This window comes from Kribbella sp. NPDC026611, from assembly GCF_040638345.1.
Lineage (GTDB): Bacteria > Actinomycetota > Actinomycetes > Propionibacteriales > Kribbellaceae > Kribbella.
This window is the reverse complement of record NZ_JBEZYC010000002.1, coordinates 843,886-860,371: the sequence shown is the minus strand read 5'-3', so window position 1 is coordinate 860,371 and position 16,486 is coordinate 843,886. Positions and strand designations below refer to the sequence as shown.

The 16,486-nt window shown below is 69.9% G+C and carries 17 protein-coding genes; 16 read left to right on the top strand and 1 reads right to left on the bottom strand.

The features are described from left to right. Position 1: 1 nt before the first annotated feature. Positions 2–622, bottom strand: a complete 621-nt coding sequence (locus AB0E69_RS10105; RefSeq protein WP_360142323.1) for a hypothetical protein — start codon at positions 620–622, stop codon at positions 2–4. 63 nt (positions 623–685) lie between these two features. Between AB0E69_RS10105 and AB0E69_RS10100 the strand changes: the two genes are divergently transcribed. The 16 genes from AB0E69_RS10100 (at position 686) to AB0E69_RS10025 (ending at position 16,484) form a co-directional block, all read left to right on the top strand. After that, positions 686–1,483, top strand: a complete 798-nt coding sequence (locus AB0E69_RS10100) for a GNAT family N-acetyltransferase (RefSeq protein ID WP_360142321.1) — start codon at positions 686–688, stop codon at positions 1,481–1,483. 71 nt (positions 1,484–1,554) lie between these two features. After that, positions 1,555–4,047: an accessory Sec system translocase SecA2 gene (secA2, locus tag AB0E69_RS10095; protein ID WP_360142319.1), complete on the top strand. Its 2,493-nt coding sequence runs from the start codon at positions 1,555–1,557 to the stop codon at positions 4,045–4,047. A 74-nt stretch (positions 4,048–4,121) separates the two neighbouring features. After that, a complete protein-coding gene (locus tag AB0E69_RS10090; protein ID WP_360142317.1) occupies positions 4,122–4,364 on the top strand; it encodes a hypothetical protein in 243 nt (80 codons plus the stop codon). A 3-nt stretch (positions 4,365–4,367) separates the two neighbouring features. Then, the gene (locus AB0E69_RS10085; protein WP_360142315.1) at positions 4,368–5,246 is read left to right on the top strand and encodes a hypothetical protein; all 879 of its coding nucleotides are present in this window, start codon (positions 4,368–4,370) and stop codon (positions 5,244–5,246) included. A gap of 32 nt (positions 5,247–5,278) precedes the next feature. After that, the gene (locus AB0E69_RS10080; RefSeq protein WP_360142313.1) at positions 5,279–5,530 is read left to right on the top strand and encodes a hypothetical protein; all 252 of its coding nucleotides are present in this window, start codon (positions 5,279–5,281) and stop codon (positions 5,528–5,530) included. Beyond that, the gene (locus AB0E69_RS10075; RefSeq protein ID WP_360142311.1) at positions 5,527–6,510 is read left to right on the top strand and encodes a hypothetical protein; all 984 of its coding nucleotides are present in this window, start codon (positions 5,527–5,529) and stop codon (positions 6,508–6,510) included. The genes AB0E69_RS10080 and AB0E69_RS10075 overlap by 4 nt, the downstream gene beginning before the upstream one ends. A 38-nt stretch (positions 6,511–6,548) precedes the next feature. After that, on the top strand, positions 6,549–8,036 hold the full coding sequence (locus AB0E69_RS10070) for a replication-associated recombination protein A (protein ID WP_360142309.1): 1,488 nt from the start codon (positions 6,549–6,551) through the stop codon (positions 8,034–8,036). Next, the gene (locus AB0E69_RS10065; protein ID WP_360142307.1) at positions 8,033–8,341 is read left to right on the top strand and encodes a nuclear transport factor 2 family protein; all 309 of its coding nucleotides are present in this window, start codon (positions 8,033–8,035) and stop codon (positions 8,339–8,341) included. The genes AB0E69_RS10070 and AB0E69_RS10065 overlap by 4 nt, the downstream gene beginning before the upstream one ends. A 53-nt stretch (positions 8,342–8,394) precedes the next feature. Next, entirely contained in the window at positions 8,395–9,003 is a 609-nt protein-coding gene (locus tag AB0E69_RS10060; protein WP_360142305.1) for a hypothetical protein, read from the top strand. A 100-nt stretch (positions 9,004–9,103) separates the two neighbouring features. Beyond that, on the top strand, positions 9,104–9,514 hold the full coding sequence (locus AB0E69_RS10055; RefSeq protein WP_360142303.1) for a DUF948 domain-containing protein: 411 nt from the start codon (positions 9,104–9,106) through the stop codon (positions 9,512–9,514). Beyond that, positions 9,511–9,744, top strand: coding sequence for a DUF6167 family protein (locus AB0E69_RS10050; protein ID WP_360142301.1), 234 nt, complete (start codon positions 9,511–9,513; stop codon positions 9,742–9,744). Before AB0E69_RS10055 ends, AB0E69_RS10050 begins: the two co-directional genes overlap by 4 nt. 5 nt (positions 9,745–9,749) lie before the next feature. Beyond that, positions 9,750–12,419, top strand: coding sequence for an alanine--tRNA ligase (gene alaS, locus AB0E69_RS10045; RefSeq protein WP_360142299.1), 2,670 nt, complete (start codon positions 9,750–9,752; stop codon positions 12,417–12,419). 32 nt (positions 12,420–12,451) lie between these two features. Then, complete coding sequence (gene ruvX, locus AB0E69_RS10040) at positions 12,452–12,910, top strand: Holliday junction resolvase RuvX (protein WP_360142297.1); 459 nt, start codon at positions 12,452–12,454, stop codon at positions 12,908–12,910. 14 nt (positions 12,911–12,924) lie between these two features. Continuing rightward, the gene (gene mltG, locus AB0E69_RS10035) at positions 12,925–14,100 is read left to right on the top strand and encodes an endolytic transglycosylase MltG (RefSeq protein WP_360142295.1); all 1,176 of its coding nucleotides are present in this window, start codon (positions 12,925–12,927) and stop codon (positions 14,098–14,100) included. A gap of 121 nt (positions 14,101–14,221) precedes the next feature. Next, positions 14,222–15,046, top strand: a complete 825-nt coding sequence (locus tag AB0E69_RS10030; protein WP_360142293.1) for a shikimate dehydrogenase — start codon at positions 14,222–14,224, stop codon at positions 15,044–15,046. Continuing rightward, entirely contained in the window at positions 15,033–16,484 is a 1,452-nt protein-coding gene (locus tag AB0E69_RS10025) for an FAD-binding oxidoreductase (protein WP_360142291.1), read from the top strand. Before AB0E69_RS10030 ends, AB0E69_RS10025 begins: the two co-directional genes overlap by 14 nt. Positions 16,485–16,486 lie beyond the last annotated feature (2 nt).

The following is a 16,486-nucleotide window of genomic DNA, read 5'->3' as shown; positions in this document are numbered from 1 at the left end:
CCTACCAGTGGTGGGCGACGTCCACCACGAGCCGGCTGTTCGTGCCCGGCCCCGCCAGCGTGAACACGCGGAACGGGAGCCGGGCGCGGACACCGAGCCCGACAGTGGTCTGCCCCTCGAAGCTGCCGGCGAACGCCACCTGCCGGAACGCGCTGTACCCGGCCACGTTGCTCAGCTCCCGCTGATTGCGAGGCGTGTACGTCGCCTTGCCGGTGTTGATGTTGTACGCCGGTGCGCGTACGACGATCTGCAGCCGCGCGCCACCTCGGAGCGGGACGAGTCGACCGGAGGCGTCCTGCCGGACACTGCTCACGTACCGCACGTCGTACCCGGTCGGTCCGCCGCTCAGGTCGACGACGAGCCGGTCGAAGCAGGCATGGCGGCCGGTGCGGACGTTGGTGACCGCGGTGGGTGCGGTCGTCTGCGACCGCACGTGGTTGTTGACCTCGGGCAGCGAACCCCAGCCGCGGGGGCACGCCGCGGTCGTGGTGGTCGTCGTCGAGGCGAGGTGGGGGGCGGTGGACGATCCGGCCAGCGCCGGCGCCGCGAACGCGGCGGCGGGGACTGCCATCACCGCGAGTGCGGCGAGGATCGTCTTGGGGGTGCTGTGGTGAAGTTTCATGATGTCCCCCCTTCAGGACTTACTCGTTGGACGCACGGAGGCGACGGTTGGTTGACTTCGGGGATGACACCGGCTGAACTTCTCGAGGTTTTCCATCGCCGCATCCGGTTGCCGGACGCCGACGCCATCCCCGGCTGGAAGCAGGAGCACGACGGTGCGGTCTACCGGTCGTACGTCGAGGGGCCGGACGGAGCTGGTTTCGTCGAGGCGCCGCGGGGTCTGGGGGACGACGCCGACGAGGTCATCGCGCACGAGGTGGAGTTCTTCCGGCAGCGGGGGCTGCCGTTCGAGTGGAAGACCTACGCGTACGACGAGCCGGCCGATCTGGGCGAGCGGCTGGTCCGGGCCGGGTTCAGCCGGCAGGACCCGGAGACGCTGATCCTCGGCGAGGTCGACCGGATCCTGCAGCGGCCGTCGGCGCTGCCGTCCAAGGTGGTACTGCGGGAGGCGGACGGACCGGCCGACTACCACCGGATCGGCGTACTGACCGACTCGCTGTGGCGCAACGGGCTGGAGCGGATCGAGGAGCGGCTGGCGGCGGAGGCGCGGATGTTCCCGGACCGCCTGTCGGTCTTCCTGGTCCAGGACGCGCTCAAGGGACCGGACAGCCCGGCCGTGTCCGCGGCATGGATCCGCTTCCACCCCGGCACCGGCTTCGCGAGCCTGTGGGGCGGCGGCACGGACCCGGAGTGGCGCCGGCAGGGCATCTACAGCGCACTGCTCGCCCATCGCGCCCGCCTGGCGAAGGAGCGCGGCTACGAGTTCCTCCGCGTCGACGCCTCCGAGGACTCCCGCCCCATCCTCCAGAAACTCGGCCTCCACGCCGTTACAACCACGACACCCTACGAGTGGACACCCTGACTTAGGGCATGGCGGCTCGCCATGCCCCTGACGAGCGGAACGACCGCCCAAGGCTGTACGTTGCCTGCATCATGGCCCTGAAAATCGCTTCTCGCTTCCGCCGGCTGCTGCAGCGCCCCGGCTCGATCGATCTCGGCCCGTACGAGCGGCTCACCCAGTTGGTCAACGAGGCGGAGGAATCGGTCCAGTCCCTGACCGACGAAGAGCTGACCGAGTCGGTCGCGGAGCTACGGACCACCGGTGGCCTGCACGAGGACGAGCAGATCGAGTTCCTCGCGCTGGCTCGGGAGGCGGGCAACCGCAAGCTCGGCGAGCGGGCGTTCGACGGCCAGGTCGTCGGCGCGCTGGCGATGCTGCAGGGCCGCGTGGTCGAGATGGCCACCGGTGAAGGCAAGACGCTGGCCGGTGCGATCGCTGCGGCCGGCTACGCGGTCGGCGGCCGCAGGGTGCACGTGCTGGCGGTCAACGACTACCTGGCCAAGCGCGACGCCGAGTGGATGGGCCCGGTGTACGAGCTGCTCGGGGTCTCCGTGTCGCACGTGGGCCAGGCGTCCACCCCGGAGGAGCGCCGGGAGGCGTACCAGGCCGAGGTCTGCTACGTGCCTGTCACCGAGATCGGCTTCGACGTACTGCGGGACCGCCTGGTCACCGACGTCGCGGACCGGGTCACCGTGGAGGCCGACGTCGCACTGGTCGACGAGGCCGACTCCGTGCTGATCGACGAGGCCCGGGTACCGATGGTGCTCGCCGGTGCCACCCGCAACGAGGCACTGGACGACGACGTGGTCCAACTGGTCCGGACGCTGCGGGCCGGTGTGGACTACGAGATCGATGGCGACGGCCGTACGGTCGCGCTGACCGACAGGGGCACGGACAAGGTCGAGAAGGCGCTCGACGGGATCAACCTGTACGAGGACGACAACCTGGACCGGCTGACCCAGATCAATGTCGCGCTGCACGCCGAAGTACTGCTGCGTCGCGACGTCGACTACCTGGTGCGTGACGGCCGCGTCAGCCTGATCAACAACAACCGGGGCCGCATCGCCAAGCTGCAGCGCTGGCCCGACGGCCTGCAGGCCGCGGTGGAGGCCAAGGAGGCCGTACCGGTCAGCGACTCCGGCGAGATCCTCGACAGCATCACCGTGCAGGCGCTGATCAAGCGCTACAAGACGCTCTGCGGCATGACCGGTACCGCGGTCGTCGTCGGTGAGTCACTGCAGGAGTTCTACGACGTCGACGTGGCCGTCGTACCGCCGAACAAGCCGAACATCCGCAAGGACGACGCGGACCGGCTGTACCTGACGGTCGACCAGAAGAACACCGCACTGGTCGAGCACATCGCCGAGGTGCACGAGACCGGCCGGCCGATCCTGATCGGCACCCACAGCGTGGAGGAGTCGGAGCAGCTCAGCGACCGGCTCGAGGCTGCCGGGATCCCGCATGTCGTGCTGAACGCGAAGAACGACGCCGAGGAAGCGGCGATCATCGCCGAGGCCGGCGTACCCGGCACTGTCACTGTGTCGACCCAGATGGCCGGCCGCGGTACCGACATCCGGCTCGGTGGGCGCGACGAGTCGCACGACAAGGACAAGGCCATCGAGCTGGGCGGTCTCTACGTCATCGGCACCGGCCTGCACGCTTCCCGGCGGCTGGACGACCAGCTGCGCGGCCGCGCCGGCCGCCAGGGTGACCCGGGTGGCTCTCTCTTCTTCGCCTCCCTGGCCGACGAGCTGGTGACGCGGTACTCCGTTTCGTCCGGTCTGCGGCCGCACCCGGACGACAGCGGGCGGCTGACCGACCGCAAGTCGGTCGGCATGCTCGAGCACGCGCAGCGGGTCGCCGACGGCGCCAACGCGGAGCTGCACCGGACGACGTGGCAGTACAACCGGCTGACCGGTCAGCAGCGCGCGATCCTGCTCGACACCCGCGAGAAGGTTCTGACCGAGGACCTGGCCGCCGAGGAGCTGTCCGAGCGGGCCAAGGAGCGGTACGACGAGCTCGTGGAGGAGCACGGCGAGGACGTGGTGAAGGACGCGGCGCGGCGGATCGCGCTGGGCCATCTGGACCGCCGCTGGACCGACCACCTCGCATACCTGTCCGACCTGCGCGAAGGCATCCACCTGCGCTCGCTGGCCGGCGGCATCGTGCACCTGAAGCCGATCGACGAGTTCAACAAGTCCGCGATCGCGTCGTTCGACACCCTCGTCGAGGACGCGTGGAAGGACGCGGTCGAGACGTTCGGCAGCGCGGAGATCACCGCCGAGGGCCTGAACGAGGAGGTCAGCGGGATCCCGCGGCCGACGGCGACCTGGACGTACCTGGTCAACGACAACCCGTTCGGTACCGAGGCCGATCGCATCCTCGGCCGGCTGCGGAACGCGATCAAGCCCGAGGCCGTCTCCGAGTCCGAGGAGATCCTGCCGGAGGAGTTCGACGCGGACGACCTCCCCGAGGAGCTTCGCGACGCGAACGACGACACGGACGACGAGGCCGCCGACGCTGAGACCGATGAGGTCGAAGCCGAGGACGACCCCGAGGATGAAAAGCCGGAGAACAAGGCTTGAGCCCGCGCACAAACCTCCCGCGTTGAACCTCTGCCGGCCCTACTGTCGCCTCGACTTTCTGGAGGAGGCAGCAGATGACCGAGCACACCCTGACGGCGGCCGTCGTCCGCGACCTGATCGACGCGGGCGACGCCGTACAGCTGCTACCCAGCACTGACGTCGGTCCGGTCTCATGGGACGGGCAGTGGTGGTACGTACCGAGCGACGCCGCTGACGACGGCGACTACCGCGCGGCCGGCCCGGCGCTGGCGGAGCAGCTCGACGAGCTCCGTGTCCGCGCGGACCGAGTCGCCGCAGTACGGGACGGGGAGGCGTAGCCGATGGCGACGACCCCACGGCCGGAGGACATGTCCCTGGCTGCACAGCTGGCGATGGACCTGTGCGCGACCGAGGCAGTGCTCATGCTGGACCGCTTCGAGCGGTCCCTCCCGGCAGACGACCCGCAGACGCCGCTACTGGTCGCACAGCACCTCAGCGGACCCCTGCGCGAGCTGGGATTCGACCGCCCCGAGCAACCGGTACGTGATCTGCAGCCGGTGCCACCGGTCGGGCCGACGAGGGCCCAGCTCCTCTTGGTCGCCGCAGGTGAGCTCGCCTTGGAGCCGGAGGCCGGTCTGACCCTCGAGAAGGCTGCCGCTCGAGCAGGGCTCGACGGCAGGCCGGCGGAGGAGCTGCGCGCCACCTACGACAAGTACTACGGCGATGGCGGCGTACCGGCGCCCGGCCTGCGCGAGTCGCTCGCTCGCACCGCCGAAGCGTCGATCCTGCACCGCACGGCGGCCCTGGGCGTGAAGGTCCGTGGCAACAAGCAGGCCCGGGACGCGGCCGCGGGCTTCGTCGAGCAGGCGCAGCTCGTGACGACCCATCGCCGCTTCCTGGACCAGCATCCGGCGCCGTCACGCGCCGAGCAGTACGCCGACTACCTGGCGACAGGCGCGAAGGGAATCGGCGTCGAGGCACTCGCGGCGATCGCGCAGCTGCCCCAGCCGGTCCAGACGGCGGTGCTCGCCGCGGCCGCGGCGTACATGGGCAGGAGATGGAGCCAGTCGTACGCGGACTTCAAAGAGGACCGGGGCATGGTCGGCGAGGCGCAGAAGCAGCAGAGCCTGGCCAGCTGGCGGCTGACCACCGCGCTCGACCAGTCGGCTGCCCACCGCGCCGGCGAATCGTCCACGCGACGGGACGGCCTGAGCCGTTAGCGGTCGCCCCTCGGCAGCATAAAGTTCGAGGAGTGACCGACGGGACACTGTCAGCAGAGGAAGTGCGCGAGTTGGTTCAGAGCGGCGCGGCGACGCCGTTGCTCGGCGGCACCGAGGTCGGGCCGACGTGGTACGACGACCACTGGTGGTTCGTCCCCAGCGACGCCCCCGACGACGCCGACTACGAGGTGGCCGGACCGGAGCTGTCGGCCGAGTTCGACCGGCTACGCGTCCGCGCCGAGGCGATCGAGAGCGTGGCAGCGCGGCTGGAGAAGCCGTCGTGAAGTGGCGCTTCTGGCGCCGTAACGGCGAGGCGTTGGAACCGGTGCCGGGTGAGGTCGAGGCGGCCCAGCGCGTGGTCAGTCTGTTCGCGACCGAAGCCCTGCTTGCCCTGGACCGGTACGAGCAGATGTTCCCGGCGGACTCTCCCGCCCAGCCGCGCGAGACGGCCGACGAACTGGCCTTCTGGTGGCGAGAGCTCAAGCTGGACAAGGCACAGATCGAGCCGCTCGCCGGGCAGGACCGGTCCGAGTCGGCCGCCGAGCAGATTCTCGAGATGGCAGCCGAGCTCGCTCTCGACCGGGACAACAAGTGGGGCGTGACCATCGAAGAAGCGACGGCACAGGCGCAGAACCGGGCTGCGAACAAGCTGGAGGCCATGCCCGCGCGTGGGATCGAGGACTTTCGGCAGGAGCTCACGGAGGCGTACGGCGGACAGGTCCAGCTGCCGGAGGACGCTGATCGGTGGCTGGGGGAGTCCTTGACCCGTCTGGGGCAGGCAGCCTTGCTTCGGGACGTGGTGGCTACCGGTGCTCGAGTGCGCGTGAGCGAGCCGACCCGCCAGGCGGCCGCCGAGTTGGTGCAGGAGGGGCGGCGCCTGAGGAACGAGCGCCTCAAGGTGGCTGCGACCGCGGCGCGGAAACCCGGCACGCACTCTGTCGTGCCGCACCTGGCACGTATCAATGCGGCCTACTTCACCTACTCGCTCGGCTACCACGCAGCTGGTCTGCCGCCGTGGGCCAACATTGCGTTGGGTACCCCGGCCACCGCCATGTTCTTCCACTCGACCTTCAAGACCCTGCGAGAGTCCGCCGAGTCCGCCGACAGACAGCAGGTCCACGAGCACCGGCTCGAGTCCGCTCAAGCTCAGCTCTCGTCGGTTCGCAACGACCTCGCCGGCAAGCTCGGGGACGGGGCCGCGGCTCTCCCCGGTCGTGATGCGCGGGCCATCGAGAAGCAGCGGCCTACCGGCCGGGACAGGTGATCCGTAGGGCTGTCGGTGGGGGCGGTTAGGCTCTTGGCGTGAGTGACGGTTTGTTCGATCTGCCGGGAGCGCCCGCGCCTGCCAGAGGCGGCGGGAGTCTGGCGGATGCCGACCACACGGCGGCGCCGCTGGCAGTGCGGATGCGGCCACGGAGTCTGGATGAGCTGGTCGGGCAGCAGCACTTGCTGGCGCCCGGCTCGCCGCTGCGCCGGTTGGTCGAGGGTGACCAGCCGATGTCGCTGCTGCTGTGGGGCCCTCCGGGCACCGGCAAGACGACCATTGCGGCTGTCGTGTCGCACCAGACGAACCGGAAGTTCGTCGAGCTGTCCGCGGTGACGGCTGGGGTCAAGGACGTCCGTCAGGTGATCGACGCGGCCCGGCGGGAGCTCTCGCGGCCGTCCGGCACCGTCGAGACCGTTCTGTTCATCGACGAGGTGCACCGATTCACCAAGGCCCAGCAGGACGCGCTGCTGCCCGGTGTGGAGAACCGCTGGGTGACACTGGTCGCCGCAACCACCGAGAACCCGTTCTTCTCGGTCATCTCGCCGCTGCTGTCCCGCAGCCTGCTGCTGACGCTCGAGTCGCTCACAGACGACGACATCTCCACCCTGCTCGACCGGGCGCTGGTCGACGAGCGAGGCCTGAACGACGAGTTCGAGCTGGCTCAGGACGCCCGGGACCACCTGCTGCGGATGGCAGGCGGGGACGCTCGGCGGGCCCTCACCTACCTGGAAGCTGCGGCAGGCGGGGCGCGGGCCAAGTACGAGGCATCCGCGAAGGCCGAGGCTCTGGGCGGCAGGACGGCGGCAGACGCGGAGGCGGCGGACGGCGAAACTGCGGCGACCAGTGCGGCAGAGGACGGTGCGGCAGAAGACAAGGCTCGGCGGGCCGTCATTGACCTGCAGACGTTGGAAACGGCGGTTGATCGGGCCGCGGTGCGGTACGACCGGGCCGGGGACCAGCACTACGACGTCGCCTCGGCGCTGATCAAGTCGATCCGTGGATCGGACGTCGATGCCGCGATGCACTACCTGGCGCGGATGATCGAGGCGGGGGAGGACCCGCGGTTCATCGCGCGCCGGCTGGTGATCTCGGCCAGCGAGGACATCGGGATGGGCGACCCGACCGCACTGGGCGTCGCGGTCGCGGCCGCCGAGGCCGTGCAGCTGATCGGCATGCCCGAGGCCCGGATCAACCTCGCGCAAGCGGTCGTCGCGCTCGCGCTGGCCCCGAAGTCGAACGCGGTGATCATGGCCGTCGACGCCGCCATCGCGGACGTGAAGGCCGGCAAGGTCGGCCCGGTCCCGCCGCACCTGCGCGACGCCCACTACGCCGGTGCGAAGAAGATCGGCCACGGGGCGTCGTACCAGTATTCGCACAACGACCCGCGCGGCATCGTCCCGCAGCAGTATGCGCCGGACGTCGTCGACGGCACCGACTACTACACGCCCACGCGCCGCGGCGGCGAAGCGGCGTACGCCGACCGGGTCGCGGCCATCCGCAAGATCCTCCGGGACCGCAAGTGAGCCGGACGTCCGAGCACGTCGCGGCGTTCAACCACGCCGTCACGAGCGGCGACTGGGACACGTTCGCGGAGCGGTTCGCCCCGGACGCGACGATGGACTTCGCCGATATCCAGGTCGGTCCGTTCGAAGGCCGGACGGCGATTGCTTCGGCGTACCAGGAGAATCCGCCGACCGAGACGATGACGCTCCTCGAGGACGGCGACGAGCAGGCGCGTTTCCGCTGGTCGGGCGGTGGCACCGGCTCGATGCGGCTGCGCTGGGCACCCGATGGCAGCGTCCAGGCACTCACCGTGAGCTTCGATTGAGGCGATCCCCTGGGTAGGCTGCCTGGCGGCCTGGGGATGAAAGGTTTGTGGTTGTGAGGCAGCTTGGCCGGCATGCCCGCCGGCGTCCATCCGTCCTGAAGTTGAGTGCTGGTGCGGGAGCTGTGGTGCTGCTCGGCGGCGCCTGGTTCCTGGTTCCGTTCGGTGCGCACGACACCGGCAGCACCCAGACACCGTCGAACGAAGCCGGCCCGTCGGTCGAGCGAACGCAAGGTACGTCGAGATCCCAGACCCGGCCGTCGTTGCCGGTGGGGAAGCCGTTGCTCCCGGTGCCGACCGCGAGTACGACGGCTGTCGAACCCGCTCCGCCCCGACCGCCCCTGGTAGTGCCGCGCCACGCCACCGGGCAGCCGACCACCGCCAAACCGTCGGCAACAACCACACCGGCAACCGCAACACCGAAGCCCACCCCCGCCCCCACACCGAGGGCGACACCAACGCCGGCACCGACCGCGCCGCCGGCAACAACGCCAACACCGACAACGCCAACACCGACAACGCCAACGACCCCAACGCCGACCCCGACCGGCACCCCCACCACCCCGGCCACGACGACACCGGCCACCCCCACGCCGACCCCGACCGCGACCGGCCCGATCCACGGGATCCCCGAGTGGCTGACCCGGTTTGGAGACGGACTGTGATGTGAGGGATGGTGTCCTGGAGCGGAGTGCGGTAGGGGCGCGCGATAAGGTCGGGCGGTCCACACGGGTACGACGAAGTCACGGAAGGTGGATCGTTTCCATGAGCGTCGGTGAAGTCGCGGGGCTGATAGCCGCCTGCGCGCTGCTCATCCTGGTCGGCCTGCTGGCCTATCCGATCCTGAAGCTCGGCAAGGTGTTCGACGAGACCCGGATCATGGTGAAGGGCGTCTCCGACTCCAGCGTCCCGCTGCTCGGTGAGGTGACCAACACGGTCGCGACGACGAACGCCCAGCTGGCGAAGGTCGACACGATCACCGACAACGCCACCACCGTGACCACCAACGCGGCCGCGCTGATGTCGTTGTTCTCGGCCACCGCCGGCGGCCCGCTGGTGAAGGCGGCCGCGTTCACGTACGGCGTGCGCCGCGCCCTCGGCGACCAGCAGCGCAAGGACGTCAGCCGCCGGGTGAAGGAAGAGATGAAGGCCGAGCGGAAGGCGCGGAAGCGGTGAAGCGGATCATCTGGCTGATCGTCGGGATCGCCGTCGGCGTGTACGCCGTCACCCGGCTGAAGAAGCGTGCCCAGGTGCTCGCCCCGGCGGGGATGCAGGAGTCCGCGGCCAAGCTGGCCGCCGCGGTCCGGCACTTCGGCGACCAGGTCCGCGAGGGCATGGCCGAGCGGGAGACCGAGCTCAGGGATGCCCTCGGCATCGAGGCCCAAGAACGTGAGGACTACCGGTAACACCCATGGAAACCAGTGAGATCAGGCGGCGGTTCCTGCAGTACTTCGAGGACCGGGGCCACACCGTGGTGCCGAGCGCGCCGCTCCCGTCGCCGGACCCGAACCTGCTGTTCAACGTCGCCGGCATGGCCCAGTTCGTGCCGTACTTCGTCGGCCAGCAGACCCCGCCGTACGCGCGCGCGACCAGCGTGCAGAAGTGCGTCCGGACGCTCGACATCGACGAGGTCGGCAAGACCACCCGGCACGGCACGTTCTTCCAGATGAACGGCAACTTCTCCTTCGGTGACTACTTCAAGGAGCAGGCGATCGAGTTCGCCTGGGAGCTGGTCACCAAGCCGCAGAACGAGGGCGGCTACGGGTTCGACGAGTCGGTCCTCTACGCCTCGGTGTACTACGAGGACGACGAGGCGATCGACATCTGGAAGCGGGTCGCCGGCCTGCCCGACGACCGGATCGTCCGGCTCGGCATGAAGGACAACTTCTGGTCGATGGGCATCCCCGGCCCGTGCGGCCCGTGCTCGGAGATCCTGATCGACCGTGGCCCGGAGTTCGGCGCCGACCGGGACTGGGAGGCGGGCGACCGCTACCTCGAGTTCTGGAACCTCGTCTTCATGCAGAACATCCGCGGCGAGGGCGGCGGCAAGGACGGCTACGAGATCCTCGGCGAGCTGCCGAAGAAGAACATCGACACCGGTCTCGGCCTGGAGCGGGTCGCGTACCTGCTGCAGGGCGTCGACAACATGTACGAGATCGACGAGATCTTCCCGGTGATCGAGAAGGCGTCCGAGCTCAGCGGCCGCAAGTACGGCTCCGAGCACGTCGACGACGTCCGGTTCCGGGTCGTCGCCGACCACGTCCGCAGCGCGCTGATGCTGATCGGCGACGGCGTCACCCCGAGCAACGAGCAGGGCGGCTACGTCCTGCGCCGGCTGCTCCGCCGCGCGATCCGCTCGATGCGCCTGCTCGGGTACGAGGACCCCAGCCTGGTCGAGCTGCTGCCGACGAGCCTGGAGCAGATGAAGAAGTCGTACCCGGAACTGGAGGCCGACTTCGGCCGGATCAGCCAGGTCGCGTACGCCGAGGAGGAGGCGTTCCGCCGTACCCTCACGGCCGGGACGAGCATCTTCGACGTCGCGGTCAAGGAGACGAAGGCCGGCGGCGCGCACCAGCTCGAGGGTGCCAAGGCGTTCCAGTTGCACGACACCTACGGCTTCCCGATCGACCTGACCGTCGAGATGGCGGCCGAGCAGGGCCTCCAGGTCGACACCGAGGGCTTCAAGAGCCTGATGAAGGAGCAGCGCGAGCGGGCCAAGGCGGACGCGCGCGCCAAGAAGGCCGGCCACGCGGACACCTCCGGGTACCGCGAGCTGCGCGACAAGGGCGTCACCGAGTTCACCGGCTACCAGGAGCTGGCCACCGACTCGCAGGTTCGCGGGCTGCTCCGCGAGGGCGCGGTCGCCGAGTTCGCCGAGCCGGGCGAGACCGTCGAGGTCGTGCTCGAGAAGACCCCGTTCTACGCCGAGTCCGGCGGTCAGATCGCGGACGAGGGCTTGATCGTCGGCGACGGCCTGAAGCTGAAGGTCCTGGACGTCCAGCGTCCGGTCAAGGGCCTGATCGTGCACCGCGTCGAGGTCGTCGAAGGCGTACTGCGTCCCGGCACCGACGTGCACGCCCAGGTCGACCACGAGTGGCGGGTCTCGGCCTGCCAGGCGCACTCCGGCACGCACGTCGTGCACGCCGCGTTGCGCCAGGTGCTCGGCCCGAACGCGCTGCAGAGCGGTTCGTACAACAAGCCCGGCTACCTGCGGCTCGACTTCGCCTGGTCGTCCGCGCTGGACCCGGCGACCCGTTCGGAGATCGAGGAGGTCGCCAACCTCGCCGTACGGCAGGACCTGCCGGTGTCGGCGCAGTACATGACGCTCCCCGAGGCCCGGGACTGGGGTGCGCTGGCGCTGTTCGGTGAGACGTACGACGAGCAGGTCCGCGTGGTCGAGATCGGCGGCCCCTGGTCGCGTGAGCTCTGCGGTGGCACGCACGTGAAGCACTCGTCGCAGGTCGGTGCGCTGGCCGTGACCGGTGAGTCGTCGGTGGGTGCCGGGGTGCGCCGGATCGAGGCCTTCGTCGGCATGGAGGCGCTGCACTACCTGGGTCGCGAGCGGGCGCTGGTCCGGCTGCTCAGCGAGAACCTGAAGGCCCGCCCGGAGGAGCTGCCCGCCAAGGTCGCGGACCTCGCCGAGCGGCTCCGGGTCGCCGAGAAGGAGCTCCAGCAGATCCGCGCCGCGCAGGTGCTGCAGGCGGCCGCCGAGCTGGCGAGCAACCCGCGGGACGTCTTCGGCGTCCAGTACGTCGGCCACCGTGCACCCGACGGCGTGAACGGCGGGGACCTGCGCAAGCTGGCCCTGGACGTCCGCGGCCGGATGTCGAACGACAAGCCGGCCGTGATCGCGGTGCTGAGCGTGAACGACGGCAAGCCCGGCATCGTCATCGCGCTGAACGACACCGCCCGCGAGTGGCGGCTGAAGGCCGGTGACCTGGTCCGGGTCGCGGCCGAGAAGCTCGGTGGCAAGGGCGGTGGCAAGGACGACGTCGCGCAGGGTGGTGGCACGGACGCGTCCGGTGCCGACGCCGCGCTGGCGGCGGTCGAGCACACCGTCGGTCACCTGGTCACGGGCTAGCCCGTGACAGTGCCGCTTCCCGGTGGCCGCCGATGAGACGCGGCGTGCGGATCGCGCTGGACATCGGGGACGCCCGGATCGGCGTCGCCAGCAGCGATCCGCACGGAATCCTGGCCACCCCGGTGGAGACGGTCCGCCGCGGACCCGGGGATCTGGGTAGGATCGCCGCACTCGCCGCCGAACTGGAGGCGTTCGAGATCGTGGTCGGCCTGCCGCGCTCCCTGTCCGGGGGCGAGGGACCGGCCGCGGCGAAGATCCGGGAGACGGCGGAGCAGGTGCGGAAGTTGGTGCAAGACGGCGACTCGGGGCTGACGGTGCGGCTGGTGGACGAGCGGTTCACCACGGTCACCGCCGAGCGGATGCTGCGGGACCGGGGCAAGAAGGGTCCCAAGCGGCGCGCGGTGGTGGACCAGGCCGCGGCTGTGGTGATTCTGCAACACGCACTCGACTTCGAGCGCGAGACCGGCAACCCGCCCGGGAGGCCCCTGTGACAAACGGACCATCGGTGGACGAAGACACGAACGAGGGTGAGGATCTGGGCACCGGGCTCGGGCTCCGCCCGGAGACCCGGATGGAGCGCCGGGCGAACCGGAAGCGGGCCCGCGGCCGGCGTGCCTTCGGCTGTTTCGCCGGCCTGATCTCGCTGGTCGTCGTCGGCTCGATCATCGCCGGCGCCGTGGTCGGCTTCGGCAAGGGCAAGGACGCGATCGAGAAGGTGTTCGCGGCCCCCGACTACGAGGGCCAGGGCACCGGCACGGTGCAGGTCGAGATCTCCAAGGGCCAGGCGGTCTCGTCGATCGCGGACACCCTGGAGAAGAAGGAAGTCGTGAAGAGCGCCCGCGCCTTCGAGCGGGTCGCCCGCGACGACCCGCGGTCGCTGCAGCTCCAGGCCGCGACGTACACGCTGCACAAGCACATGTCGGCCAAGGCCGCGCTGGCGCTGATGCTGAACACGGCCGAGTCGATCAAGGTGATGCGGGTCAGCGTCCCGTCCGGGAAGACCAAGGGCGAGGTCGCGGTGATCCTGCAGACCAAGCTCAAGCTGCCGTCCGGACAGGCCGCGAACGCGATCAACCACCCCGCCGCGCTGGGCCTGCCGTCGTACGCCGGCGGCAACCCGGAGGGGTTCCTCTACCCGGCGACGTACGACGTGCCGAAGAACGCGAACGCGACCGTCATGCTCAAGCTGATGACCGCGAAGTACGCCTCGATCGCCAAGGACCTGAACCTGGTCCAGGTCGCCCAGCACAAGAAGCTGGATCCGTACCAGGCGGTGATCGTGGCCAGCATCATCGGCGGCGAGACGAACCGGCAGCAGGACTACGGCAAGGTCGCGCGGGTGATCTACAACCGGCTGGCGGCCGGGATGCGGCTGCAGATGGACTCGACCGTGCACTACGTGGTCGGCAAGGACGGTGGCGTCTTCACCTCCGAGCAGCAGCGCAAGTACCAGTCGCCGTACAACACCTACCTGAACGAGGGCCTGCCGCCGACGCCGATCAACTCGCCGACCAAGGAGATGCTGAGCGCCGCGCTGAACGCGCCGAAGGGCGACTGGAAGTACTTCACGCTGGTCAACCTCGACACCGGCGAGACCGCCTTCGCCGTCACCAAGGCCGAGCACGACGCAAACGTGGCCAAGCTGCAGGCCTGGTGCCAAGCCCATAAGGGCCGATGCTGATGACGGTGTTGGATTGCCGCGCCTCCGGCACGGCGGGGTCACGGGGCTGTGACTCCCGTCCTTCCCTCGTCGCTCCGGTCGCTTCGCTCCCTCCGCTCCTCAGTCCAGGACGGGAGGCCCCGTGACGCGTTGCGCCGTCCTCGGTTCGCCGATTGCGCACTCGTTGTCACCGGCTATGCATCGGGCTGCGTACGCTGCCCTCGGTCTCGACTGGCGGTACGACGCGTTCGAGGTCGAAGAGGACGAGCTGCGCGGGTTCGTCGCCTCGCTCGGCGACGACGTACGGGGGCTGTCGCTGACGATGCCGTTGAAGCGGGTCGCGCTCGACCTGGTCGACAGGGTCGATCCGGTCGCGGAGCTCATCGGCGCCGCCAACACGATGCTGTTCGAGCCGGACGGAACGCGCTCCGCGCACAACACCGACGTACCCGGGCTGGTGAACGCGTTCGCCGAGCGTGGCATCACGGCAGCGGAGTCGGCGGTCGTGCTGGGTGGCGGCGCGACGGCCGCCTCGACGCTCGCGGCTCTGCGTGGCATGCAGGTCACCGAGGTGACGGTCGTGGTCCGCGACCTGGCCAAGGCCGAGCGGTTGCGGGACCTCGCCGCGGAGTTGGGACTCCGGACGTCGGTGGCGGACTTCACGCAGGTGGAGCAGATCGGTGGCTTCGACCTGTGTGTGTCCACGTTGCCCGGCGGCGCTGTCGACCCCTGGGCCGAGCACTTCGCGAGCGTCGCGCCGGTGGTGTTCGACGTCGCGTACCACCCCTGGCCGACCAGGCTCGCGCTCGCGGCGCACCGGATCGGTACAGAGCTGTTGAACGGGCTTGACCTCCTCGTGCACCAGGCGACCCTCCAGGTAGAGATGATGACCGGTAGGTCGCCGGCTCCTCTGGCGGCCATGAGGGCCGCAGCCCGTGAGGAGTTGGGGGATCGTGAGTCAGTTTGACCGTCGTACGCTGCTGAAGGCCGGTGGCGCCGCCGCAGCCGTCGCCTTGACCAGTTGCTCGGACCCGAAGACCGCCAGCGCCGGCACCGCGGACGCGCTCACCGCCGCCGCCGCGCCGAACTGGAACAGCTTCGCGCGCTCGCTCAAGGGCCGCCTGTACCTGCCGGCGTCGTCCGGTTACGCGTCGTCGCACCTGCTGTTCAACCCGCGCTGGGACACCGTCAAGCCGGCCGCCGTGGTGAAGGCCGCGAACGCGACCGACGTGCAGAAGTCGATCAACTTCGCCCGCGCGAACAAACTCGTCCTGGTCCCGAAGAGCGGCGGCCACTCGTACGTCGGCGCCTCGACGATCAGCAACGGCATGCAGGTCGACGTCGGCGCGCTCCGGGGGATGAGCTACTCGGCCGGTGTGCTGACCGTCGGCGCCGGCGCCCGGCTGTACGACGTGCACGCGTTCCTCGACAAGTACGGGCGCGCGCTGCCGACCGGGACCTGCCCGACCGTGGGCATCGCGGGCCTGGTGCTCGGTGGCGGGATGGGCGTCCACACCCGCGCGTTCGGCCTGAGCTGCGACCGGGTGCTGTCGATCGGCATCATCACCGCGGACGGCAAGCCGCACAACGTCAGCGCGACCGTGGAGCCGGACCTGTTCTGGGCCCTGCGCGGTGGCGGTGGCGGCAACCTCGGCGTGGTCACGTCGTTCCGGATCTCGACGATCCCGGCGACGAAGCTCGGCTTCTTCCGATTGACCTGGCCGGAGTCGAAGGCGGCCGCTGTGGTCGCGGGCTGGCAGAAGTTCGCCGCGACCGCGCCGATCACTTCCTGGGGCAACCTGCACATCGATGCCGTGAGCAACGGGACGCTGTCGGTCCACGTCCTCGGCGTCTCCACCACCGGCAACGCGTCCGCCGCCGCCGCGCAGCTGGAGAAGCTCGTCGGCGTCAAGGCGACGACCCGGTCCATCACCGTGAAGACGCATATGGAGGCGGTGAAGTACCTCGGCGGCGGCACGACCAGCCCGCGGACGCGCTTCCTGGCCGGCTCCGACGTCATCAAAGGCCCGATGAACTCGGCCACGATTGCCGCCCTGATCGGCGCGGTGAAGGCGGCCGCGCGGGCGAAGACTCCGGCGTCCGCGATCCTCGACCCGCTCGGCGGCCAGGCGGCGAAGCAGCCGGCCGGCGGTGCGGCGTGGCCGTGGCGGACCGCGCTCGGCGTCGTCCAGTGGTACACCTCGGCCCAGAGCACCGCCGGGCAGACCTTCATCACCAACGGACACCGTGCGGTGCGGGCCTACTCCGCCGGCGGGTACGTGAACTACCTGGAGAACTACCGCTCGGTCAGCACCTACTACGGCGCCAGCCTGACCCGGCTCCGGGCAGTGAAGAAGAAGTACGACCCCACGAACTTCTTCCACACCGCGTACACCATCGTCTAGCG